17 protein-coding genes are annotated in these 24006 nt (G+C 70.8%); 11 read left to right on the top strand and 6 right to left on the bottom strand.

The window, feature by feature from the left end:
- The first annotated feature begins 264 nt into the window (after positions 1-264).
- The 5 genes from D7147_RS28270 to D7147_RS28290 all read left to right on the top strand — a co-directional run bounded on the left by D7147_RS28270 (position 265) and on the right by D7147_RS28290 (position 8925).
- Positions 265-1056, top strand: coding sequence for a deoxyribonuclease IV (locus tag D7147_RS28270; RefSeq protein ID WP_120683047.1), 792 nt, complete (start codon positions 265-267; stop codon positions 1054-1056).
- Positions 1053-3575 (top strand): hypothetical protein, encoded by a 2523-nt coding sequence (locus D7147_RS28275; protein ID WP_233563532.1) that lies wholly within the window; start codon positions 1053-1055, stop codon positions 3573-3575. Before D7147_RS28270 ends, D7147_RS28275 begins: the two co-directional genes overlap by 4 nt.
- Before the next feature lie 106 nt (positions 3576-3681).
- Positions 3682-4161 carry a DUF2690 domain-containing protein gene (locus D7147_RS28280; RefSeq protein WP_120683049.1) on the top strand — a complete coding sequence of 160 codons (480 nt, stop codon included), beginning with the start codon at positions 3682-3684 and terminating at the stop codon, positions 4159-4161.
- Positions 4162-4399: 238 nt separating this feature from the next.
- Entirely contained in the window at positions 4400-5938 is a 1539-nt protein-coding gene (locus tag D7147_RS28285) for a chymotrypsin family serine protease (protein WP_120683051.1), read from the top strand.
- A gap of 14 nt (positions 5939-5952) precedes the next feature.
- A complete protein-coding gene (locus D7147_RS28290) occupies positions 5953-8925 on the top strand; it encodes a golvesin C-terminal-like domain-containing protein (protein ID WP_147437460.1) in 2973 nt (990 codons plus the stop codon).
- 58 nt (positions 8926-8983) lie between these two features.
- Here D7147_RS28290 and D7147_RS28295 read toward each other — a convergent pair whose 3' ends face one another.
- Positions 8984-10474, bottom strand: coding sequence for a glycosyltransferase family 87 protein (locus tag D7147_RS28295; RefSeq protein WP_120683055.1), 1491 nt, complete (start codon positions 10472-10474; stop codon positions 8984-8986).
- 256 nt (positions 10475-10730) lie between these two features.
- On the opposite strand from D7147_RS28295, the gene D7147_RS32215 reads away from it, so the two are divergent.
- Positions 10731-11582, top strand: coding sequence for an AfsR/SARP family transcriptional regulator (locus tag D7147_RS32215; protein ID WP_158609405.1), 852 nt, complete (start codon positions 10731-10733; stop codon positions 11580-11582).
- 136 nt (positions 11583-11718) lie between these two features.
- Here the strand turns inward: D7147_RS32215 and D7147_RS28305 are convergent, their stop codons facing one another.
- Positions 11719-14586: a transglycosylase domain-containing protein gene (locus D7147_RS28305; protein ID WP_120683057.1), complete on the bottom strand. Its 2868-nt coding sequence runs from the start codon at positions 14584-14586 to the stop codon at positions 11719-11721.
- A 196-nt stretch (positions 14587-14782) separates the two neighbouring features.
- Positions 14783-15229, bottom strand: coding sequence for a DUF5318 domain-containing protein (locus D7147_RS28310; RefSeq protein ID WP_120683059.1), 447 nt, complete (start codon positions 15227-15229; stop codon positions 14783-14785).
- A gap of 173 nt (positions 15230-15402) precedes the next feature.
- On the opposite strand from D7147_RS28310, the gene D7147_RS28315 reads away from it, so the two are divergent.
- The gene (locus D7147_RS28315; RefSeq protein ID WP_120683061.1) at positions 15403-16041 is read left to right on the top strand and encodes a PadR family transcriptional regulator; all 639 of its coding nucleotides are present in this window, start codon (positions 15403-15405) and stop codon (positions 16039-16041) included.
- Between the two features lie 23 nt (positions 16042-16064).
- Positions 16065-17144, top strand: coding sequence for an inositol-3-phosphate synthase (locus tag D7147_RS28320; protein ID WP_120683063.1), 1080 nt, complete (start codon positions 16065-16067; stop codon positions 17142-17144).
- A 175-nt stretch (positions 17145-17319) separates the two neighbouring features.
- Here D7147_RS28320 and D7147_RS28325 read toward each other — a convergent pair whose 3' ends face one another.
- Both D7147_RS28325 and D7147_RS28330 read right to left on the bottom strand, forming a co-directional pair.
- Positions 17320-17799 (bottom strand): methylated-DNA--[protein]-cysteine S-methyltransferase, encoded by a 480-nt coding sequence (locus tag D7147_RS28325; RefSeq protein ID WP_120683065.1) that lies wholly within the window; start codon positions 17797-17799, stop codon positions 17320-17322.
- Between the two features lie 68 nt (positions 17800-17867).
- A complete protein-coding gene (locus D7147_RS28330) occupies positions 17868-18272 on the bottom strand; it encodes a hypothetical protein (RefSeq protein ID WP_120683067.1) in 405 nt (134 codons plus the stop codon).
- 150 nt (positions 18273-18422) lie between these two features.
- Between D7147_RS28330 and D7147_RS28335 the strand changes: the two genes are divergently transcribed.
- Together D7147_RS28335 and D7147_RS28340 are read left to right on the top strand one after the other, a co-directional pair.
- On the top strand, positions 18423-18935 hold the full coding sequence (locus D7147_RS28335; protein WP_407663396.1) for a hypothetical protein: 513 nt from the start codon (positions 18423-18425) through the stop codon (positions 18933-18935).
- Positions 18936-18964: 29 nt separating this feature from the next.
- Positions 18965-20461, top strand: a complete 1497-nt coding sequence (locus D7147_RS28340; RefSeq protein ID WP_120683071.1) for a flotillin family protein — start codon at positions 18965-18967, stop codon at positions 20459-20461.
- 60 nt (positions 20462-20521) lie between these two features.
- Here the strand turns inward: D7147_RS28340 and D7147_RS28345 are convergent, their stop codons facing one another.
- The gene (locus D7147_RS28345; protein ID WP_120683073.1) at positions 20522-21982 is read right to left on the bottom strand and encodes a CCA tRNA nucleotidyltransferase; all 1461 of its coding nucleotides are present in this window, start codon (positions 21980-21982) and stop codon (positions 20522-20524) included.
- Between the two features lie 125 nt (positions 21983-22107).
- Between D7147_RS28345 and murJ the strand changes: the two genes are divergently transcribed.
- Positions 22108-23850 carry a murein biosynthesis integral membrane protein MurJ gene (gene murJ, locus D7147_RS28350; RefSeq protein WP_120683075.1) on the top strand — a complete coding sequence of 581 codons (1743 nt, stop codon included), beginning with the start codon at positions 22108-22110 and terminating at the stop codon, positions 23848-23850.
- The last annotated feature ends 156 nt before the right edge of the window (positions 23851-24006 follow it).

Genomic DNA, 24006 nt, shown 5'->3' on the forward strand with positions numbered 1-24006 from the left:
CTCGCGAAAATTCCGGTGCTTCCCGGCCTGGCCGGGCAGACCCTCGCCACGCCGGGCCGCGCGGCGAGGGAGCCCCGCATCAGGGAAGGCGGACGGCCGTGGTCCCGATCTACGACAGCGGCGACGCCGACGAGTCAGGGCAGCGGATCACGAACTTCCCTCCCACCTCATCAACGACCGCCGGGTCCGCGGGTGACGACGTCCGGCAGCGACTCGGTCCCGCCGTGATTCCCCGCGTCGGAGCCTCGACGTAGGCTCGCCTTCATGCGTATCGGAGCCCACGTCGATTCGACAGACCCGCTCGCGGAGGCGTCCGCCCGAGAAGCCGACGCCGTGCAGTTCTTCCTCTCGGACCCCCAGGGATGGAAGGCCCCCATGCCCCGAGAGGACGCCGCACAGCTACGCGACGCCGAGGTCGACGTCTACGTGCACGCGCCGTACGTCATCAACGTCGCGACCCTCAACAACCGGATCCGGATCCCCAGCCGCAAGCTGCTGCTCGCCCACGCCGGCGCCGCCGCCACGGTCGGCGCGAAGGGGCTCGTCGTGCACGGCGGGCACGTCAACGCCGGCGACGACCTGGCGGTCGGCTTCGACAACTGGCGCAAGACCTTCGCGTACGCCGCGGACTCGGGCGGATTCGAGGTGCCGGTGCTGATCGAGAACACGGCCGGCGGTGAGAACGCCTGCGCGCGGCGGCTCGACGCGCTCGCCCGGCTCTGGGACGCCGTCGGTGAGTACGAAGTGGGCTTCTGCCTGGACACCTGCCACGCCCACGCCGGCGGCGAGGAGCTGCTGGGCCTGGTCGACCGGGTCAAGGCGATCACCGGGCGGATCGACCTGGTGCACGCCAACAACTCCAAGGGGGGCTTCGGCTCCGGGCAGGACCGGCACGACAACCTCGGGGGCGGCACCATCGACCCCGACCTCGTGGTGGCGGTGATCCGGGCGGCCGGGGCGCCGGTGGTCGTCGAGACCCCCGGCGGCGTCGACGGCCAGGCCGACGACATCGCCTTCCTTCGTGAGCAGCTCGGGACGGAGCGCCCTGCGGCATGACGACCGGACAGTCGGAGACCGGTGGCGCCCCCGCGCCGGCCGGCGACAGCCAGCGACCCACCAGCGGACCGGCACCGCACCCGACGGTCGAGGACGGGGGGAGCAAGGGCCGCGCGGGCACATCCGGTAGCGATGACCGGATCGCCGACGGCGCCGGCCGGACCCACCCGACGACCACCGCTCACCCGGAGCCCGCCGCCGACGGCAACGGCGCGGAGCGCGGAACCGGCGGAGCCAGCACGGCGGCCGACGCCAAGAGCAGCGCGAGCGGCACCGCGGCCGAGAAGAAGAGCGGCGCGAACGGCACCGCAGCCGACGCCAAGAGCAGCGCGAGCGGCACGGCGGCCGACGCCAAAACCGGCGCGAACGGTACGGCCGGCAACGGGAAGAGCGGCAGCTCCGGCGGGGCCGGCGACGGTGAGCAGACGAAAACGGAGCTCGACCCCGGTGCCGGGGGCAGCTCGGGCGACCGGCCGTCCGGAAAGGACGCCGCCGCGGACGCGGAGCAGAAGGCGGGCGAGAAGAAGACGGGCGACACGGCCGTGGAGGCCAAGGACCCGTGGACCGCCTTCGGCCCGGCTCCCGAGGCGACCCCCGGTCGTCCCCGCCGGATGGCCCGCGCGGTCGGTCGGTTCCTGATTCACGAGTGGACCCTGGCGGCGCTCGGGTCGCTCGCCCTCGCGGTGCTGATGACCTGGCCGACGCTGCGCTATCCGCTCTACACGATGCCGCAGGACACCTGGGATCCGAGCCTGCAGGCCTGGCAGATGGCCTGGTCCGGGCACATCCTGCTGGCCAACCCGGCCCAGCTGTGGCAGTCGAACAGCTTCTTCCCGGAGCTGTGGAGCTTCGCGTTCTCCGACACCCTGCTCGGCTACGCCCCGGCGGGCATGATCGGTACGGGCCCCGAGGCCGCCGTCCTCCGCTACAACATCATGTTCGTGCTGGCGCACGCGCTCGCCACGTTCGGGGCGTACGCGCTGGCGCGGCAGCTCGGCTCGGGGCGCATGGGCGCGGCGGTGGCCGGTGTGGCCTTCGCGTACGCCCCGTGGCTGCTCTCCCAGGCCGGGCACCTGCACGTGCTCTCCAACGGAGGTATCCCGCTGGCGCTCGCCATGCTGGCCCGGGGCCACGGCTGGTCGCTGCGGCACGGCTACCGGCCCGAGCTACGGCACGACGGCTGGGTCTACGCCGGCTGGCTGGTGGCCGCCTGGCAACTGAGCCTCGGCTTCGGCATCGGCCTGCCGTTCGCGTACTTCCTCGGCGGTGCGGTGCTCGTCGCGGTCGTCACCTGGTACGTCCGGCGGACCTGGTTCTGGGCGGTACGGCGGCCGTTCGGGATCCGGCTGCTCGTGGCCAACCTGGTCGGCGGGGCGCTCTTCGCCGGTGTCGGCCTGCTGATGGCAATCCCGTACTTCAAGGTGACCGAGCTGCACCCGAACGCCGAGCGTTCGGTCGGCGACATCGGCCTCTTCTCCCCGCCCGCCTCCGGGTTCGTCACCGCACCGGCGGAGTCTCGGATCTGGGGTGGGTTGCACGAGGGCGCGCGGGCGGCGCTGCCCTGGCATCCGGAGATGACGCTGCTGCCCGGGTTCGTGCTCTACGCCCTGGCCGCCGGTGGCCTCCTCTTCTCGGTCTGGAAGCTGCGGCAGCGCCTGCTGCTGCTCGCCGGGGTGGTGGGCACGATGGTGCTCGCCATGGGCACCCGCTTCTTCGGCGGCACCTGGACGTACGTGCCGCTCTTCGAGCACCTGCCCGGCTGGAACGGCCTGCGTACGCCGGGTCGGCTGATGCTCTGGGTCACGCTGCTGCTCTGCCTGCTGGCGGCGGGCGCGGTCACGGCCTTCACCGACCGGGTGTACGAGCTGGCCCGGCAGCGGATCCCCTCCTGGCCGGGCCCGTGGCTGCGGCTGGCCGCCGTGCTGCCGCTGCTGCTGGTGGCGGTCGAGGGGCTGAACACCACGCCGCATCCGGTGGCCCCGGCCCAGCCGACCGCCCTGCGCCTGGTCGACGGTCCGATGCTGGTCCTGCCGAGCAACCAGAGCCTCGACCAGCACGTGATGCTCTGGTCCACCTCACACTTCCAGGACGTCGTGAACGGCGGCAGCGGCTTCACTCCCCGCCAGCTGGACGACGTCCGGCGGGTGACCCAGTCGTTCCCCGACCAGACCAGCATCGACTACCTGCGCACGCTGGGCGTACGCAACGTGGTGCTGCTGCGCGACCAGCTCGCCGGCACCCCGTGGGAGATCTCCGTCGACCTGCCCGTGGACTCCCTCGGCATCACCCGGGAGGAGATGGGCGACGCGGTGGTCTACCGGCTCTCACCGGGGGAGCCGGGGTCCGCATCCCAGCCGCAGCCGACGCAGTCGGACGAGCCGGGGCTGCCCACGAGCCTGCCCACCGGGCTACCGACGAACCTGCCCAGCGGGCTACCCACCAACCTGCCCACCGGGCTACCCACGAACCTGCCCAGCGGGCTGCCGACGAGCCTGCCGACCGGGCTGCCCACGCGGTGACGGTGCGGTGATCCGGCCGTGGTGACACGGTGCCGGGTGGTGTGAGGCTTCACGCGACGAACGGGCCGGCAGCAGGACGGGCCCGCGGAGCAGGAGGAACCACGCAATGAGAGCACGTATCCGAACCATCGTCGCCGGGCTGGCCACGCTGGCCGCCCTGGCGGTCGCCACCCCGGCACAGGCGGCGACCGCCGCTGCCCTCGGCACCGCCGCGAACCCCTTCACCATCGCGGCCAACTCGGGCTGCGGCTCGAGCTGCGACGGCAAGGACCCCTCCGTCTACGCGATCTACTACTCGGGCCGGATCACCACCTGCTCGGCGGACGCGATCACCGCGCGGGTCAACACCAGCGCCGGCATCACGTTGGAGCTGCGCTACAGCCCGATCTGCCGTACGGCCTGGACGCGGGTCCCCAGCGACTACTACTACCCGTACATCCGGAGCTACTACCCCGACGGCCGGCTCCGCGTCGAGTACAACGGCTTCAAGGGCGCCTACTACTCGCAGATGGTCAACGACGCGAACCTGCTCGCCGAGGCGCGGGCCTCGGCCGGCCCCACGGTCTGGACGACCGGCCGGTACTGAGCCGGTAGCCGGAACACGGGACCGGGCGGCGCGACTCTGCGCCGCCCGGTCCGTCGTCGTACCCCCCGGGCGATCGGCTGCGCGACAGTGGTCCGGCGATGTGCCGACCGTGATTCCGCGGTGAGCGCCCCGGTGATGCTGCCCCTCACTGGTAGCGCCGTCGGCACCTCCCGTCGCGGCGCGACCGATCTCGACCAGAGGGGATCAGTTGAAGCAGCGGATAGGAACAAGACGATGGTTGACGGCGGCGTGCCTCGCCGCCACCATCCTCGCCGTCCAGCCGGCGTCGGTACACGCCGAGCAGCGGCACGCGGCCGCCCCGCCACCGTCCGCGCCGACGACCACGGCCGCGTCGGGCTCCGGCGAGCACTCCGTCACGCCCGCCCAACGGGCGCGGATGGCCAGCGAGGAGCCGCTGGTGAAGGCGGCGCTACGGATTCGTACGGCGGCCAAGGCCGCCAAGGCGCCCGGCTTCGCCGGGGTGGCGTTGCGCGACGGCACGGTGACCGTCTACTGGAAGGGTCCGGTGCCGCCGTCCAGCCGCAAGACGATCGACCAGGAGTCGGCCAAGGTGCCGGTCGTGGTACGCCCCGCCGCGCACTCCGCCGAGGAGCTGGGCCGGGCCGCCGACGAGATCCGCCGGAAGCTCGCCGCCTCCGGCGACCGCTCGGTCGTCTCGATCGGCTACCCGGTGACCGGCAGCGGCATCACCGCCACGGTGACCGGCGCGAAGACACCGGCCGCCCTCGCGAATACCCCGGTGCCCGTGACACTGGCCCGGACCACGCCGAAGGCCACCAAGCCCGCCACGTCGGCCTCCGGGTCGGGCCGGACGGACGCACCGGCCGCTCCGGGTACCGCCCGCACGAGCGGCACCGGCGGCTCGATGGGTGCGCTGGCCTTCGGTGACTGGCCGAACCCGAGCCGGCAGGACGACGCCGTCCCGGCGTGGGGCGGGGCGCACCTCATCAACTCCGAGGCGACCGGGGGCAACGAGGGCTGGCAGGTCCGCGACGACGAGACCGGCAAGGTGGTGAGAGCCGACGACAAGTGGCACTGCACCTCCGGCTTCCCGGCGATCTTCAAGGGCACCGGCCAGGAACTCATGGTTCAGCCGCTGAGCTGCGGTGGGCCGCAGCGGCAGTTCGTCGACGCGAGCGGCGACCCGGTCAACGTGAAGAGCACCAGCATCGGGGTGGTGGCGTCGTCCGGCGTCTCGCTGACCGTTCCGGTCGGCGGCGCCGAGCCGTTCCTCTACGACGGGGATCCCTGGACGCAGGTCGGCTGGCAGATCAGCGACTGGGCGGAGCCGGTGGCGGGGCAGAGCGTATGCGTCTCCGCGGCCGAGTTGGGATCCTTCTGCGACGCCACGATCGGCGACGAGGTCGGCACGGAGAGCGCGCTCATCCAGACCTCGCAGGGTGACTCCAACCTGACGCAGAACATGACCAACCTCGGCACCCACTACGAGGACGGGCCGGTGCACCCCGCCCGCCGGCCCTACGTGCTGGCGGACGGCAGCGTCTGCAACACGTTCGACTTCATGGACAACACGGACTGCTCACAGTTCGCGTTCGCACCGGGAGACATGGGCGCCGCCGTCTACACAGTGCCGGCCGACGGTGACGACACCGGCGTGACCATCAGGGGCCTCCTCGTCCACCAGCACGACGGCTACCTGCAGAACCCGACCAACTTCCACATCATCGGGGCCGACCAGATCTTCGCCGCGTACCCGGACATCACTTTGCTGACCTCAAGGAACGACCGGCCGTGAAGAACGGGGGAACGATGAGTTTGATCGGCAGGAGCGGGGCCCGCACCGGCAGACCGGTGGCGTTGGCCGCGGCCGGCGCGGTCGGCCTCGCGCTGTTGTGGGTCCCACCGGCGCAGGCGAAGCCACAGCCGACCCGTGAGCCGGCCGGCGTCGCGGCGGTCGCGGAGGCGGAGCGGGACCGGGTGATGGGTACCGGGTGGCAGTCGTCGCCGGACCGGGCCTGGACCACGGCCGGGGACGCGGAGGGTTTCCACGTCCTGGTCGCCGACGCGGCCGAGGGCTACGCCTGGCGCACCGTCGCCACCCTCAGCGAGAGCGGGTTCGACACCGACCGCTGGATCGGCAACGCGTGCGTCACCGGCTCGGGGCGGCGGGCCGTGGTCGTGTACGCGCCGCGGACCTTCACCAACAAGGCCGAGCTCAGTGCGCGGGGCGGTTTCACCGCCGTCGTCGATCTGGAGACCGGCGGGGTGACGAAGCTGCCGGCGACGACCAGCCTCGCCTACTTCAATCCCGGCTGCGGCACCGGAGAGGCGGTGGCGCTGACGCAGGAGGGCGACGAGCAGCGGCCCGGCACGCGGCTGCTGCGGCTGGACGCCGAGCGGGCGAAGCTGGGGCCGAAGATCACGGTGAAGGGCCAGCTCACGTCGACCGTTCCGGTCGGGAACGGTTTCGTCGGCGCGCGCGGGGCCTATCTCACGAAGGTCGACGGCAAGGGCGGTACGACGGACCTCGCCGAGGCGAGCAACGTGCCGTTCGCGATCCGGCCGGACGGTTCGGGTGGGGTCAACTACCTCGAACTCGACGGCACCTCGATGCGGGCACGCCGGCTGACCGGTGACCGGCAGGTCACGTTGGCCGAGGGCGGGGTCGGTGCCTTCGGGCTGGAACGCGGTGCCGGCGGGCGCGTCTTCCTGACCGGTAAACCGTCCACCGTCGCGGCGCTGCCGGCGACCGTGCAGCGGCTCGACGTGCCGGCCACGGCGGAGGTCTCCACGACCGGCCGGCTCGCCTTCGAACGGACGATGACCGCCGAGGAGACGCTTCCGGGCGGCACCGCTTCGGCAGCCGCGGCCCCGGTCCGGTTGACGGCGGTGGTGCCGCAGACCCGTAAGGCGGTCTCCTTCCAGGTGGCGCCGACGCACACCGCCACGGCGGGGGCGGCAGAGGTCAGCCCCGCGTTGGGCCGTCCGGGCGCGACCGCGGCGGGTACGACCAGCCGGGCGAAGGTCGCCCCGGCCGCCGCGGACGACGACCTGATGACGCGCTTCGACCCGGAGGACCCGGATCCGTGGTGCGCGGTGCCGCGCAACGACATGAAGACGCTGGCGTACCACCCGCGCCCCCGGCAGATCGAGTGGGCTGTCGACTACGCGATCTTCGGGGCGCTCACCCAGTCCCGACCGGCGAACTTCAAGAACTTCGGGTTGCCGGCGTACTCCCCGCAGGGGATGTTCCCGCCGCGCACGCTGGCCGGCGGCGGCCACGTCTCGGCGCAGATCATGCTCGGCATCCTGGCGCAGGAGTCCAACCTGTGGCAGGCCTCGCAGACCGAGTCCGGCGAGTACGGCAACCCGTTGATCGGCAACTACTACGGGCGTAACTACTACGACGAGGACACCAGCGACGACTGGCGGATCCACTGGGACGAGGCCGACTGCGGCTACGGCGTCGGTCAGGTGACCGACGGAATGCGCAAGGCCGGCAAGGAGAAGCCGGGCGAGGTGGCCCGGCCGGCCGTCCAGCAGCGGGCCATAGCCCTGGACTACGCGGCCAACATCGCCGCCTCGCTCCAGATCCTGCAGGACAAGTGGAACCAGACCTACTCCAACGGTCTCGTCATCAACAACGGCGACCCGACCATGGTCGAGAACTGGTACTTCGCGGCGTGGGCCTACAACAGCGGCTTCTACCCGTCCAAGGGAGACGGCGGGCCGTGGGGGGTGGGTTGGAGCAACAACCCGATCAACCCCCGGTACGACCCGGCGCGGCACCCGTTCCTGGACGTGCGGAACCCGTTCGACCTCGATGACAACGTCCCCGTCTTCAGCGACGCGGCGCACCCGCAGGACTGGCCGTACCAGGAGAAGGTCATCGGCTGGGCGGCCCAGTCGATCGACACGGGCGACGACGGGGTCGGCTTCCGCACCGCGTTCTGGATCGGGGAGCCGCTGGACGCACGGATCCGACGGACCCAGCAGAAGCCGGACATGCGGCTCTTCTGTGACAGCTCGAACAACTGCGACCCGCTGGCCCGGGTGCAGCCGAACGAGCCCGGTCTCGAGCAGGAGCCGCCGGGTCCGTGCCTCCACAAGAACGGCTCGGGTCAGTACGACCTGAAGTGCTGGTATCACGCGCCGGTCACCTGGAAGGGCGACTGCGAGGAGAGCTGCGGCTTCGAGGGAATCCGGTACGACGTGCCCGACAACTACGCCGAGCCCGTCGACGGCACGCACAACCCGCCGCAGTGCACCGCGGCGACGCTGCCGGCGAACGCCCTCATCGTCGACAGCATCTCCTCCGGCACCTCCATGCCGCGCTGCGGCAACGCGCCCCGCAACGACGGAACCTTCGTCATGGAATTCGCGGAGGGCTGGCCCGGCGAGTACACGTCGAAGATCGACACGCATCAGCTGGACAACGGATTCGGCGGCCACCACTGGTTCACCCGGGCTCGCGGGTCGGCCAAGTTCCGGGTGGTGGCCACCTGGGCGCCACCGTCCAGCCATACCGGCCGCAGCGGCGTCTTCGTCTACGTCCCGCCGACCGGCGGTCGGGTCAACGACGCGTACTACGAGGTCAACACCGGTGACGGCCGGATCCGGATGCTGAAGGTGGACCAGGAGGCGTACCACGGCAGGTGGGCGTTCCTGGGCAACTACCAGCTCCGCTCCGGCGCCTACGTCCGGCTGGACACCAGCCGCTCGGCGGCGTCGGAGAAGACGATCAGCATGGACGCCGTGGCGTTCGTGCCGGGCGGCATCTGACCGGACGACCCGCCGGGGGTATGCGAGCCGCGTACCCCCGGCGGCGTTCCGGCGCAGGTCAGCCGGCCACCGGCAACGGTTCGGCCGGCAGCTGGTCGCGCCGCCGCCACCGGTCCAGCCATGGGGCGTCGGGGGCGCCGTCGAGCACCCCGCCGTCCGGGTCGTCGGCGTAGGTGGCCCGGACCGCGTCGCGCTCGGGGCGCAGGATGTCGCGCACGATGAGCCCGCAGAGCACCACGACGGTGACCAGCCGCAGCGTGGCGGCGAAGACGAAGACGCCCTCCGGGAAGACGGCCCGGCCCGTCGAGGCGCCGAGCAGTTCGCCGTAGAACGCCGCGAAGTAGCAGACCTCGGCGAACTGCCAGGCGAGGAACGCCCCCCAGCGCGGCCGGGCGAGCACGGCGAGCGGCAGCAGCCAGAGCACGAACTGCTGAGACCACACCTTGCTGAAGATCAGGAAGGCGGCGACCACCAGGAACGCGAGCGCAGCCAGCCGCGGGCGGCGGGGCGCCAGCAGGGCCAACGCGGCCACCCCGAGGCAGGCAAGCCCGAAGAGGGCGTACGAGAGCAGGTTGAGCGTGGGGATGTTGCCGTTCAACCAGTCGAACGGGCCCTCACCACCGACCTTGCCGTCGAGGTAGCGGCCGATGTACCAGAGCGTCCCCCAGTCGATGGCGCGCGTGCTGTTCAGCTCGAAGAAGCGGTCCCAGTTCTCCCAGTACGGCACGGCGGCCGGCAGGTTCACCACGATCGCCGCCACGACGGCGGCGCCGACGGCGCTGAGCGCGGCACGGAGCCGGTTGGCGCGGGCGGCGAGCACCAGGATCGGGCCGAGCAGGAAGAGCGGCCAGAGCTTGGCGGCGCCGGCCAGCCCGAGCAGCGCGCCGGCCAGCACCGGCCTTCGTCTCGCCCAGGCGAGCAGACCGAACGCGGCGATACCGATGGCGAGCAGGTCCCAGTTGACGGTGGCGGTGAGCACCAGCGCCGGCGCCAGCGCGAAGAGCGCGGCGTCCCAGGGTCGTCGGCGGCGCAGGGCCAGGATCACCGCAACCGTGGCGACGGCGAGCGCGCCGAGCACGAGCGCGTTGAGGTTGTAGAACCACTGGCCCTGGTTGATGCCGGGGTCGTCCTGACCGAGGGCGTGCACCGGCAGGCCGAGCGCGCCCATGAAATACCCGGTCAGCACCGGGTACTCGACGGGGTGGTCCCGGTAGGGCACCTTGCCCTCGTTCAGCCCCTCGGCGTAGTAGAGGGCGAGCACGTCGGTGTAGCAGAACCGGGTGTACTGCACGTTGTTCTGCCAGGCGCCGTCCTGGCACGGGGACTTCTGCACCCAGTGCAGCGCCAGGGCGAGGCAGGCGAGGGCCAGCACGATCCGGGCCGCCGTCCAGAAGCGCCGTTCCCGGCCGGCGGGGCGGTCGAGGGTCACGGCGTGATCGCCCAGCGGGCCGCCGATGAGCCCGGAGACCCCACGGACGAACCCGTCGGAGCGGGACGGGTGGTCGCTGCTGCCGGCATCGCCGTGGCCGGGTGTCGACTGGGTGCTCATGACAAGGCATCCTGCCGCATGCCCCACCTGCGCTGAAGTTCATCCGGGTCGGGACGCGTCCGCCCGCGCGTCCTCCGTTCACGGCGAGACCGCACCCGAGCGGCACGTCGCGTCCGGGCGGATCACACAAGTGGCGATAACCGAAATCGGGGGCGTACGTCCTGAAAGGGTAGGAGAGCCCAAATCGGTTCTCTTGACAAGGATCGAAACCCGGCTATTCTGTGCAAGCGCAATTAGCAGCACTCGGGGGAAGAAAATGGAGTTCGGCATCCTCGGCCCCCTGTCGATCAGATCCGGGCCGTCCGCTATCCATCTTTCCGGAGACCGCAACCGGAAACTACTCGCCGCACTCATCCTGAATGTCAATCGGGCGGTCCCCATCGATCGACTGATCGATGTCGTCTGGGACGAGCAACCGCCGGTGACCGCCCGTCAACAGGTACAGAATCGGCTGGGTCAACTCCGCTCGATGCTGGCGCTCGACGACGCCGGACAGCGGATCATCCGGCACGGCACCAGTTACGTGCTGGAAGCGGCCGAGGAACGGGTGGACGCATTCAGGTTCCGCGCGATCTGCGCGCAGGCGAATTCGACGAGTCACGGCGGTGAATTCGAACGGGCCATCGGGCTCCTGCGGGACGCCCTTTCCCTCTGGCGTGGCCCCGCCATTCAGGACATCACCTCCCCCACCTTGAACGCGGAGAAGTCCGCCTGGGAGGAGGCCAAACTGCGGGCCGTCGAGCGCCTCGTCACGCTTGAATTCGCCCGCGGTCACCACAGTGTGATGATTCCCGACCTCCATGCCTGGGCGAGGCAATATCCGTATCACGAGAAATTGCACTGCCACCTGGCGGAGGCGCTGCACATCGGTTCCCGGACCGCCGAGTCGCTGCAGGTCCTGGCCCGACTGCGAGCGACGCTGCGCGACGAGTTGGGCATCGACGCCGGGCAGGAGGTGCACGAGTTGGAGAGCCGGCTCACCGGGCGACCGGGGGAGCTCACGGCACCTGTCGACGTGCCGGTGAACCTCCAGGCGGTCGAGGCCCTGCAGCGAGCCCTGACGGAGACCACCCGAGCCCTGCAACTGCTTCAGATCCTTACCGGTTGAAGCCGCCCGTCAACTGCCGGGCGTCGTCGACTCCCCTTGATCGTCCCCCGAGCGACCCGTCGCGCTCGCCTCCCCAGCACGTGAAACGCCGCCGGCGGCCGGAGAGAGGTCCGGCCGCCGGCGGCGTCAGGTCGGGTCAGTAGCGATCCGGGGGTGTGCTCGGTAGCAGTCCACCCCCACGGCCACCACCGCCGGGGAAGAGCGGATTCCCGCCGCCAGGGTTGCCCCCACCGGGGTTACCGCCGCCGGGGTTGCCGCCACCGGGATTGCCGCCGCCGTTGGGCGGGCAGAGCACGCCGAACGGGTCGTTGCACGGCTGGTCGGGCGGGGTCGGCGGCGGCGCGGGCATCTCGCCGTTGCCGGACTCCTTGTCACCGACGTTCGCCGCCGGCGGGAAGTCCAGCTTGTCCTGGCCCTTCAGCGCCTTGTTCATGAACCGTTCCCAGATCTCACCGGGCAGACCACCACCGCTGATCCGGGTGCCGTCCTTCGTCTTCAGCGCCTTGCGATCCTTCACGTTGCCGACCCAGACGGCCGTGGCGATCTGCGGGGTGTAGCCGACGATCCAGGCGTCGCCGTTCTCCGGGCTGTCCGCCTTCTGCTCCCACGTTCCGGTCTTCTGGGCCGCCTTCCGGCCGTCGGCGAGCTCGTGGTGCGTCCGGGCCGGGTAGTCCTCCAGGACGGAGGTCACGTCGGCCACGATGTCCTTGTCGATCCGCTGCTTCGGATCGAGCTTCTCGCCGCCGACCGTCTTCCACTTTCCGTTGTCGTCCTGCTGCTGCACCGAGACGAGGAAGTGCGCCTTGTTGTAGACGCCGCCGTTGGCGAAGGTGGCGATGCCGTTGGCGTGGTCCAGCACGGTGATCGGGTACTGGCCGTAGCCGAGCACGTTGAAGAACGGCGACGGCGCGATGTCCTTCGGGTCGGACTTGACCAGGTCGTACGGCTTCTGCGGGCTGGTGTCGGTACGCCACATCGTGGTGACGCCGGCGTCCCGGGCCATCTCGATGACCTTGTCCGGCTTGATCTCCTCGGTGACGTAGTAGAACGGCACGTTGAGCGACATCAGCGTGGATTCCCGCAGCGTGCAGGAGTTTCCGCAGCTCGGGTTGTCGTTGCCCGCGTTGCTGACCTTGAACTCCACGCCTTCGGGCGTGAAGCCCTTGCCCTTCCAGCGCGACTGGAGGGACTTACCCGCCTTGAGCGCTGCCGCCAGCGTGTAGATCTTGAAGCTGGAGCCGGGCGAGTGGCCACCCGTCACGTTGCCCATGGTGTCGGTGTTCTTGCCGGCGTAGTCGGTACCGACGCCGGTGTCACCGCCGTAGTAGGCGAGCACCCGGCCGTTCTTCGGGTTGACGGCCACGACCGCGGCCATCAGGTTGGACGGCTGGCCGGCGAGCTCCGAGCCCTTGGTCTTCCGCTGGGCGACCTCGAGCGCCGCCTGCTGCATCTTCGTGTCGATCGAGGTGCGGATCCGGTAACCGCCGGACATCATCGCCTGCGAGCAGAGCGGCTTGGCCTCGGTGGCGGACGCCTCGTCCTCGACACAGATGCCCTTTTCCCGCATCTCCTGCCGGACGTAGTTGATCACGTTGCCGTAGGGGGTGTTGATGCCGAAGTCGATTCCGACCCCACCCTTCTTCGGCGGCTTGAGGGTCTTCGTCGGATACTCGGTCGGTGCCGGCTCCTTGCCCGGGGCGTTGAGCCAGCCCTCCTCGACCATGCCCTTGATGACGTAGTCCCAGCGGCCCTTCGCGTCGACCTCGTTGATCGCCGGGTCGTAACCCTGGTGCGTGGCGCTCGGCTCCGGCTGCTTGATCAGCGCCGCCAGCACGGCGCCCTCGGCCGGGGTGACCTTGCTGATCGACTTGCCGAAGTAGGTCTGCGCCGCCGCCTCGATGCCGTACGCGCCCCGGCCGAAGTAGATCACGTTGAGGTAGTGCTCCATGATCTTCTCTTTCGAGAACTGATCGTTGAGCTTGGAGGCGAAGATCGCCTCCTTCACCTTCCGCGCGTACGTGTCGTCCTTCAGGTTGTCGTACGCGTTGCGCGCGTACTGCTGGGTGATCGTCGAGGCGCCCTGCTTGTCGCCGCCGGTGAAGTTGTTCCAGGCGGCGCGGGCGATGCCCTTGTAGTCCACACCGGAGTGCCGGTAGAAGTTCCGGTCCTCGGCCGCGGCCACCGCGTCCTGCACGTACTTCGGGATCTGGTCAATGGTGACCAGGGTCCGGTTCTCCTGGCCGACCTTCGCGATGATCGTCTTGTTGTCGGCGGCGTAGAGCGTGGTCGCCTGCGGCGGGTTGAGCGCCTCGGGCAGCACCACGTTGGTGGAGTAGTAGGTGAAGCCCACGACGCCGATGCCGGCGAGCATGATGAGCACCGCGAACCCGGCGATGATGATGTTCATCCGCTTGCGCTTCTTCGCCCGCGCCGCGGCGGCGGAGTCACCCGCACCGCGGCTGCGACGCGGTCCGGTGGGCCCACCGGGGCCGCCCGGGCCACCCGCGCCCGGCGGAACGCTCGCCCGGGCCACCGAGGCCCGACCGCCGACCGACGCCGATCCCACGCTCGCTCGCCCGGCGGAGGCCGCGCCCACGGCTGCGGCGCCGACGCTGGCCCGACCTGCCGGTCCGGCCGGGGAGACCGGAACCGAGGCCCGGCCGGCGCCTCCACGACCGGACGCGCCACCCGGTGCCGGTGAGACCGGGACCGACGCCCGGCCGGAGCGACCTGTCGACGCCGAACCGACCGAGGCCGAGCCGACGGACGCCGCGCCCGAGGCACCGCCCCGCGGCGAGACGGAGGCCCGCCCGCCCGAGCTCGTGCCGCGTGGCGTCACCGATGCGCGTCCGGGGGAGGCGGATGCCTCCGGGGCCGACCAGCCGTCACCGCGCGCGTCCTCACCGGGCCGCCGGTAGCCGTCGTCCGCTCCCCGCCCGGGGCCTCCGCTCGGATTCGGGATCTGTGCCCGCCCGCGCGAACTGGGATCGCCGTACGAGTTCATTCCTCACACCCTGCCGGTCGCGGTGGGGCACCGCTGCGCCACCACCGGGTTGCCGTGAGCTGATTCACGCGTTTCCACGACACGAACGTGCCGGACGCGTGACGTCGTTTCCCGATCAATCGGGCCTATCGGACCAATCACCGTCGTCCACCCTGGCGATCCTGCGTGACGCCGGGAACGGGCGACCGGTTTGGACTCACCGTTGGGCCTCTCGCCTTCGGTGCACCGGGCCGGAGGCATCGCCACCCACCGCTTCGGCCTCCGATCCGGCCTCGGCCAGGCCGTCCCGGCCGAGCAGGTACTGCTCGACGAGATGGTTCCAGTCACAGCCGAGGCACACCTCCACCACAAACACCTGGAACTCACGTAGCGTCATCGCCAGCACGGGCAGCTCCGCCAGTGTGCGGGCTTGCCCGGCCGACTGCTTGAGTTCGTCGCCGTAAATGTAGTGGACGTGGATGAGGTTCTCGCTCCGGCAGATCGGGCAGCGCTCGTCGGTCGGCTCACCGTGGAACCGAGCCGCGTTCTTCAGGTACGGCGAGGCGTCGCAGACGTCGTACGTGCCGACCCGGCCGGCCAGGAGTTCACGCAGCACCGCTCGCTTCCGGAGCGAGTAGTCGACGACCTGGCGCTGCGTACGCATGCGGAGAAGGGTACGCGCTCCGGCCGACCGAGGCGACCGGGGTCACTATCCGTAGTTGAGGGACCCCGAATTCGGGATTTGCCCTGATCGGAGTCAACGACTAACGTGCGATGTATCGGTCCGATACATCGCGGCGGTTGTCAATCCGCGCAGGGGGTAAGAGAGGGTGGCCCGTGCTCGAGCTCGCCATCCTCGGCCTCCTGCAGGAGTCTCCGATGCACGGCTACGAGCTGCGCAAGGAGTTGGCTGCCAAGCTCGGCGCGATCCGAGCGGCGATCAGCTACGGCTCGCTCTACCCGACCCTGCGCCGGCTGCAGGCGGCGGGCTGGATCACCGAAGCTGCCGAGTCACCCGCCACCACCGAGGAGATCCCCGCGCTGACCAGCCGACGTGGTCGGGTGGTCTACAAAATCACCGCGGAGGGCAAGGAACGCTTCGCCCAGCTCATCGCACAGACGGGGCCCGAGACGTACGACGACACGGGCTTCGGCGTGCACTTCGCGTTCTTCGCCCGGACCGACCAGGCGACCCGCCTCCGCATCCTGGAGGGTCGCCGCCGCAAGATCGAGGAGCGTCGCGAGGGACTTCGCGACGTGCTGGCACGGGCTGCCGAGCGCCTCGACGCATACACCTTGGAACTGCAGCGCCACGGACTTGATGCCTGTGAGCGCGAGGTCCGCTGGCTGGAGGAGCTCATCGCCAACGAGCGCTCCGGCCGTGCCCCGACGGTCCCGCGAACCGGGACGGCCGGCGGCCGACGAGAAGAGATCAGCCCGCCCCCGCCTGGAGAGTCCAGGAAAGAGCGGCCGTGATGAAAAAGAAGGAGGCAGACGCTATGGGCTCCGTCCGCGTCGCCATCGTCGGTGTGGGTAACTGCGCCTCGTCCCTCGTGCAGGGCGTCGAGTACTACCGGAACGCCGACCCGAACGACCGCGTCCCGGGTCTCATGCACGTCACCTTCGGCGACTACCACGTCTCCGACGTGGAGTTCGTCGCGGCGTTCGACGTGGACGCCAAGAAGGTGGGCATGGACCTCGCGGAGGCGATCGTCGCCAGCGAGAACAACACCATCAAGCTCTGCGACGTGCCGCCGACCGGCGTCACCGTGCAGCGCGGCCCGACGTTCGACGGTCTGGGCCTGTACTACCGCGAGATCGTCCAGGAGTCGGACGCCACCCCGGTCGACGTGGCGCAGGCGCTGCGCGACGCGCAGGTCGACGTCGTGGTCTCCTACCTGCCGGTCGGCTCCGAGCAGGCCGACAAGTTCTACGCCCAGGCCGCGATCGACGCCGGCTGCGCGTTCGTGAACGCCCTACCGGTCTTCATCGCCTCCGACCCGGAGTGGGCGCAGAAGTTCACCGACGCCGGTCTGCCGATCGTCGGTGACGACATCAAGAGCCAGGTGGGTGCCACCATCGTGCACCGCGCGCTCGCGAAGCTCTTCGAGGACCGCGGTGTCGAGCTGCTGCGCACGTACCAGCTCAACTTCGGCGGCAACATGGACTTCATGAACATGCTGGAGCGCAACCGCCTGGTCTCGAAGAAGATCTCGAAGACCCAGTCGGTGACCTCGCAGATCCCGCACGAGATGCAGAAGAGCGACGTGCACATCGGCCCGTCGGACCACGTGCCGTGGCTGGACGACCGCAAGTGGGCGTACATCCGCCTGGAGGGCCGCTCCTTCGGCGACACCCCGCTGAACGCCGAGCTCAAGCTCGAGGTGTGGGACTCCCCGAACTCGGCCGGCGTCATCATCGACGCGGTCCGCGCCGCGAAGATCGCCCTGGACCGGAAGATCGCCGGCCCGATCCTCTCGGCCTCCTCGTACTTCATGAAGTCCCCGCCGGTGCAGTACGCCGACCACGACGCGCACGCCGCCGTCGAGGCGTTCATCGCCGGTGAGATCGAGCGCTGACGCGCTGACCTCAGCAACGCAGCGAGGGCCGGGTCCGTGCGGACCCGGCCCTCGCTGCGTCCGGCCCGCCCCGCGATGACCGGGCACTAGGAGGTCACGCCGTCGAGCCGGGCCGTTCGATTCGCCGAGAGTGGGTGAAAGCGGGGCAACGAGGCAGTGGCGCTCCTCGCGGTGGTCAGGACCAGGCGCGTTGCAGTGCGAACCGGGCCTCCAGCTCCAGCAGGTGCACCTTGCGGTCGAGCCCGCCGCCGAAGCCGACCAGCTTCCCACCGGCACCGACGATGCGGTGGCACGGCACGATCACCGGGATCGGGTTGCGGTTGCAGGCGACCCCGACGGCCCGGGCGGCGCCGGGGTCGCCGACCCGATGGGCCACCTCGCCGTAGGTCAGCGTCTCGCCGTAGGGGATGCCCACCATCTCCCGCCACACCGCCCGCTCGAAGTCGGAGCCGCGCGGGATCCTGACCGGCACCGCGAAGTCGGTGAGCTCGCCGGCGAAGTACGCCCGCAGCTCGGCGACCGCCTGCCGGGCCAGCTCGTGGTCGGGCTCGTCGACGGCCCCCTCGACCCGGGCGAAGGCCGTCCCGCAGACGCCTGTCGCGTCGGTGGCCACGGAGAACTCCCCGATCGGTGAGTCGAGCACGGTCCAGCGCATCCGTCCATTCTCCGTGGCGGTACGACAACCTCGCCGCGCGGGACCGCCGGCCGTCCCGCCACGTCGGGTCAGAGCAGGTTGATCCCGAGCAGCAGCGAACCGGCGACCAGGCTCGCGCCACCGGCGACGGTCAGCCAGATCAGTTTGTTGGGGCGGGTGTCCTGCGGGCGTACGACCGAGAGGAAGAAGCCCAGCGGCATCAGGATCGGCGGCGCGACCAGCAGTGCCCGGATCAGGGTGCGGGTGCCGTCGGAGGCGTCGGCCTGGTCGACGTAGGGCAGGACGGCGAGCGCGAAGAGGACCAGCACGCCGGCGTGGGCGTGGCCGGCCGTCCAGAGGCCGCGGCGCACCGGGTTGTCGAGGTATCCGGTCTTGCGGCGGGCGACGTGCATGAGCAGCGTCAGTCCGCCGTAGGACACGGCCACGACGGTGATCAGCAGGATTCCGGCGGTGGTCAGGGTTGCCGAGGACATGGGCACCTCCATCTTGTCGCCGCAAAGATTGCCTCGCCGACCCCCATCTTGTCAATGGCTAGATTGCTGCGGGCATCCCGTCCGCCCAGCCTTCACCGACGCGCGGTTCCCCCGACCGGCACGTTGCGGAACGTCGATACCGTGCCGAACGTGGCCACGGGGACGTTCATCTTTCTGATCATCGGAGGCGCGGGCCTCGGTGTGCTGGCGCTCGCCCTGCTCGGCACGGAACTGCTCCACTTCGGCGGCGTCGACGTCGACGGGCCGATCTCGATCGAGAGCGTCGCCGGATTCGCGGGCGCGTTCGGCTTCGGCGCCGCGATCGTCAACGAGCTGGTCGGAGGCCGGACCACCGGCGCGGTCGCCGCCGCGGCGGCCGGCGGGGCCCTCGCCGCGCTCCCCTTCGCCTGGGTCGCGACCCGGCTGGGCCGCGCCGCCCGACGGATGCCGACCGACGCCACCCCGACCCGGAGCGACCTCGTCGGCTCGGTCGGGCTGGTCGTCTCCCCGGTGCCGCTGAACGGCTACGGCGAGGTCCGGGTACGCCTGGCCGGTCAGCCGGTCAAGCTCAACGCCCGCGCCGACCAGCCCATCCCCGTCGGCGCGCGAATCTTCGTGGTCCAGACGCTCAGCGAGACGAGCGTGCACGTCGAGACGTACTGACCGAACCCCCTCGCAGACAGGACACCTGCATGCCCCTGCTCATCGCCATCGGAGGCGCCGTCCTCCTCGTCATCGTCCTCGTGCTCTTCGTGCTCTCGCGGATCAAGGTCGCCGGGCCGAACGAGGCGTTCATCGTCACCGGTCGCAAGGGCCGCACCACGCAGACCGCCGACGGCAGCCGGTCGACGGACATGTCCGGACAGAAGGTGGTGCTCGGGGCGTCGGTCTTCGTCCTGCCGGTGGTGCAGAAGCTCCAGTCGCTCGACCTCTCCAGCCGGCGGATCGACGTCGGCATCAAGGGCGCGGTGAGCAAGCAGGGCATCCGTACCGACCTGCACGGCGTCGCCATCGTCAAGGTCGGCGGCACCGAGGACGCGATCCGCGCCGCCGCCCAGCGCTTCCTGCATCAGCAGGACGAGATCGAGGACTTCACCCGGGAGGTGCTCGCCGGCGCGCTGCGCTCCATCGTCGGCCGGCTCACCGTCGAGGAGGTCATCCGCGACCGCGCCGCGTTCGCCAGCGCGGTGGCCGAGGAGGCCGAGCACTCGATGACCAACCAGGGCCTGGTGCTGGACACCTTCCAGCTCCAGGACATCCTGGCCGAGGGGACCTACCTGCAGGACCTCGGCCGACCGGAGGCCGCCCGGGTGCTCAAGGACGCGGCCATCGCCGAGGCCCGGGCCCGCCAGCAGGCGGAGCAGGAGCGGCTGCTCGCCGAGGGGGCGATCGCCGAGGCCAACCGGAACCTCGCCCTCAAGCAGGCCGGCATCCAGGCCGAGATCGACGCCGCGAAGGCGAAGTCCGCCGCCGCCGGGCCGCTCGCCCAGGCGGAACGCGACCAGGCGATCCTCTCCGAGCAGCAGAAGGTGGCCGAGCGCAACGCCGAGCTCAAGCAGCGCCAGCTCGACACGGAGGTCCGCAAGCCGGCCGACGCCGCCCGCTACAAGGTGGAGCAGGAGGCCGAGGCGGCCCGCAACGCGGCGGTGCTGCAGGCCGACGCCCAGCGGCAGTCGGTCATCGCCGCCGCCCAGGCCGCCGCCGAGCAGTCCCGGCTCACCGGTGAGGGTGAGCGCGCGCGGCGGGCCGCGCTGGCCGAGGCGAATGCGATCGAGGGCGCCAAGGAGGGTGAGGCGGAGCAGCGGCGGCGCTCGGCGATCGCCGAGGCGGTCGAGCGGGAGGGGCAGGCCGAGGCCGCGGCCATCCTCGCCAGGGGTCAGGCGGAGGCGGACGCGATGGCCCGCAAGGCCGAGGCGTTCGCGGCGTACGGCGAGGCCGCCGTGCTCGACCTGCTGGTCAAGGTGCTGCCCCAGGTGGTCGAGGCGGCCAGCGCACCGATCAGCGCCATCGACAAGATGACGGTCATCTCCACCGACGGCGCGTCGTCGCTGACCAAGTCGGTGGCCGGCAACGTGGCCCAGGGGCTGCAGCTCGGCAGCGACCTCACCGGCATCGACCTGGCCGGGCTCCTCGCCCGGCTCGGCGCGGCCGCCGACAACGGCAAGGCGAAGCCCGCCGTCGAAGCCTGAGCACGAGGAAGGGCCCCGAGTCGACGCGTCGCGTCCCCTCGGGGCCCTTCGTCAACTCCGTCAGGAGACGATGCCCTCGTCGCGGGCCCAGCGGAGCAGCTCCGCCTCCGCGGCGTCCCGGTCCAGCGGACCGCGCTCCAGCCGCAGGTCCTTCAGGTACTTCCAGGCCCGACCCACCACCGGCCCCGGCGGTACGCCGAGCAACTCCATGATCGCGTTGCCGTCCAGGTCGGGGCGTACCCGGGCCAGGTCCTCCTCCGCCGCGAGCCGGGCGATCCGCTCCTCCAGCGCGTCGTAGTCGGCGGCCAGCTGGGCGGCCTTACGACGGTTGCGGGTGGTGCAGTCCGAACGGGTCAGCTTGTGCAGCCGGGGCAGCAGGTCGCCGGCGTCGGTGACGTAGCGGCGCACCGCGGAGTCGGTCCACTCGCCCCGGCCGTACCCGTAGAAGCGCAGGTGCAGCGAGACCAGGGCGGTCACCTTGGCGGTGACCTCCTTCGGGTAACGCATCGCCTTCATCCGCGCCTTGGTCATCCGGGCACCGACCACCTCGTGGTGGTGGAAGCTCACCCGGCTGTCCGGCCCGACCGACTTCGTGGCCGGCTTGCCCACGTCGTGCATCAACGCGGCCATGCGGAGGATGAAGTCGCAGCCCTCCTCCTCGAAGCCGATGGCGTTGCCGACCACGGTCAGTGTGTGCTCGTAGACGTCCTTGTGCTGGGCGTGCTCGTCGATCTCCAGCTTCAACCCGGTCAGCTCGGGCAGGAAGCGCTCGGCCAGCCCGGTGTCGACCAGCAGCCGCAGCCCGGTGATCGCGTCGGCGCCGCAGAGCAGCTTCGTGAACTCGTCCCGGATCCGCTCGGCGGTGATCCGGTCCAGGTCGGCGGCCATCGCGGTCATCGCGGCGCGTACGTCGGGGTGGACCGCGAAGCGCAGCTGCGCGGCGAACCGGGCGGCGCGCAGCATCCGCAGCGGGTCGTCGCGGAACGACTCCTGGGGTGAGGCCGGGGTACGGATCACCTTGGCGGCGAGGTCGTCGAGGCCGCCGTGCGGGTCGGTGAACCGGTGCTCGGGCAGGCTCACCGCCATCGCGTTGATGGTGAAGTCGCGCCGCTTCAGGTCCTCGACGAGGCTGGTGCCGTACTCGACCACCGGGTTCCGGCTGACCTGGTCGTACGCCTCGGCGCGGAAGGTGGTGATCTCCAGCCGGAGGCCGTCGCGTTGCGCGCCGATGGTGCCGAACTCGCGACCGGTCTCCCAGATCGCCTCCGCCCAGCCCTTGACGATGCGCAGTGTCTCGTCCGGGTGGGCGTCGGTGCAGAAGTCGAGGTCCTCGCCGAGTCGACCGAGCAGGGCATCCCGTACGGATCCGCCCACGAGGTGCAGTTCGTGACCGGCCTGGGCGAAGCGGCGGCCGAGCTCGTCGGCGACCGGGGAGACGCGGAGGAGTTCGGCGACGGCGTTGCGCTGCGCGGCGGTGAGGTCGCGGCGGTCGGCGGCGTGCGGTGCGGAGGCTTCGGACATGGGATCGCCAGACTATCGGGCCGGGTCTGGATCTCCTGCGGCGGGCGCGGGTAACGACTTCGCGTTGACTAAGGTCTGTGACGTGCGGGCGGGCGCCCGGCGCGAGGTATCCGGGGAGGCTGAAGATGAGCGGCGGGCTCTACCGCAGCGCGAACGCCATGCCGGACGGTGCCATGCCCCCGCCCGACGGCGCGACCTTCATCTCCGCGGAGCCGCTGAACCAGCCGGGAGCGGAGGCCGTCGCGCCTCCGCAGGAGATCGTCGCGGAGACGAGCGCCGCCGCGAACAGCGCCGTGATGGCGATCGGCAGCCTCGTGAGCCGGGGCACCGGTTTCCTGCGCACGCTCGTGCTGACCGCCGCGCTCGGCGGCGCGCTCGTCGGTGACGCGTACACCACCGCGCAGATCCTGCCCGGGATGGTCTACGAGTTCCTGCTCGGCGGCATCCTCACCAGCGTCCTGATCCCGGTGCTGGTACGTCGACGCAAGGCGGACGCGGACGGCGGTCAGGCCTACTCCCAGCGGTTGCTCACCCTCGCGGTGGTCACTCTCGCCGCGGCCGCGCTGATCGCAGTGGCTGCCGCGTCGCTCCTGACCAGGCTGTACACCAGCGACAACCGTGGCACGGACTACCAGGACCTGGTCACCAACCTGTCCTACCTGATGCTGCCGATGATCTTCTTCACCGGCCTCAGCGCGCTGGTCAGCGCGGTGCTCAACACCCGGGGGCACTTCGCCGCACCGATGTGGGCGCCGATCCTGAACAACATCGTGGTGATCGCCACCGCCGGGATCTACATCGCGATCTACGGCGCGGAGATCGTCCAGCCGGCGGAGATGACCACTGGTCGGATCGTCCTGATCAGCGGCGGCACGCTGCTCGGCGTCGCGATCCAGGCCGCCGGCCTGCTTCCGGCGCTGCGCAAGGTCGGTTTCCGGTGGAAGCCACGGTTCGACTTCCGCGCTCTCGGCCTCCGCGAGCTGGGCCGACTCGGCGCCTGGATGTTCTGCTACGTCGCGGTCAGCCAGGTCGGTCTGATCGTGCTGTTCAACCTGTTGAACCGCGCGGGCGACGGGGACGCGGGCGCGCTGATCTACAACAACGTCTTCCTGCTGCTGATGATGGCGCACGGCATCATCGCCGTATCGATCATCACGGCGCTGATGCCCCGGATGAGCGCCGCCGCCGCCGATGGCCGCTACGGCGACGTCGCCGCCGACCTCTCCCGAGGCACCCGAACGGTCTCGGCCGTGCTCGCGCCGATCGCCGTCTGCTACGCGGTGCTCGCCACACCGCTGGCGGTGGTGCTGTTCCGCTACGGCGCCTTCAGCGAGGAGAGCGCCTCCGACACCGCGCTGGTGCTGCTGCTCGCCGCGCTCGCTCTGGTGCCGTTCGCCATCAGCCAACTCTTCACGTTCGCGTTCTACGCCCTGCCGGACACCCGCACCCCGGCGCTGATCAACATTCCGGTGGTGGCGCTGCGGATCGGTGTGCAGATCGTGCTCTTCGTTGCCTTCGCCGCGCACTTCGCCGCCGCCGGAATGATGATCGGCAACGCCGTCTCCTACCTGGCGGCCGCGATCGGCTCCGCCTGGCTGCTCCGCCCCCGGGTCGGCCGGATCGGGCTCGGCGAGATTCTGCGTACCCTCGGCCGGGTCCTCGTCGCCGCTCTCGGCGCGGCACTGGTCGGGCTGCTGGTCGTCAAACTGCTCCCCGGCGACGGCGTCCCGAGCCGGGGCGAGGCGATCCTGCAACTGGTGATCGGCGGTGGCGTGATCGGCGTGACCTACCTGGGCCTCGCCATGGCGCTGCGGATCGGTGAGATCACCGAGGTGGTGGGGATGGTCCGCCGCCGGCTGGGCCGCTGACCGCAGCTTCGCCGCCCGCCCCGCACAGTCCGTGACGGTGGATCACCAGCCTGGGGATGCGGCTGTGGATAACTCCGCGATTCACTAGCCAGCCACCGGATCGGCCTGTGGATAACCAGCCGTACGGCTGAGCTTGGCCACCCGTACGGTGGGAAT

Origin of the sequence: Micromonospora musae (genome assembly GCF_003626545.1) — a bacterium.
Lineage (GTDB): Bacteria > Actinomycetota > Actinomycetes > Mycobacteriales > Micromonosporaceae > Micromonospora > Micromonospora musae.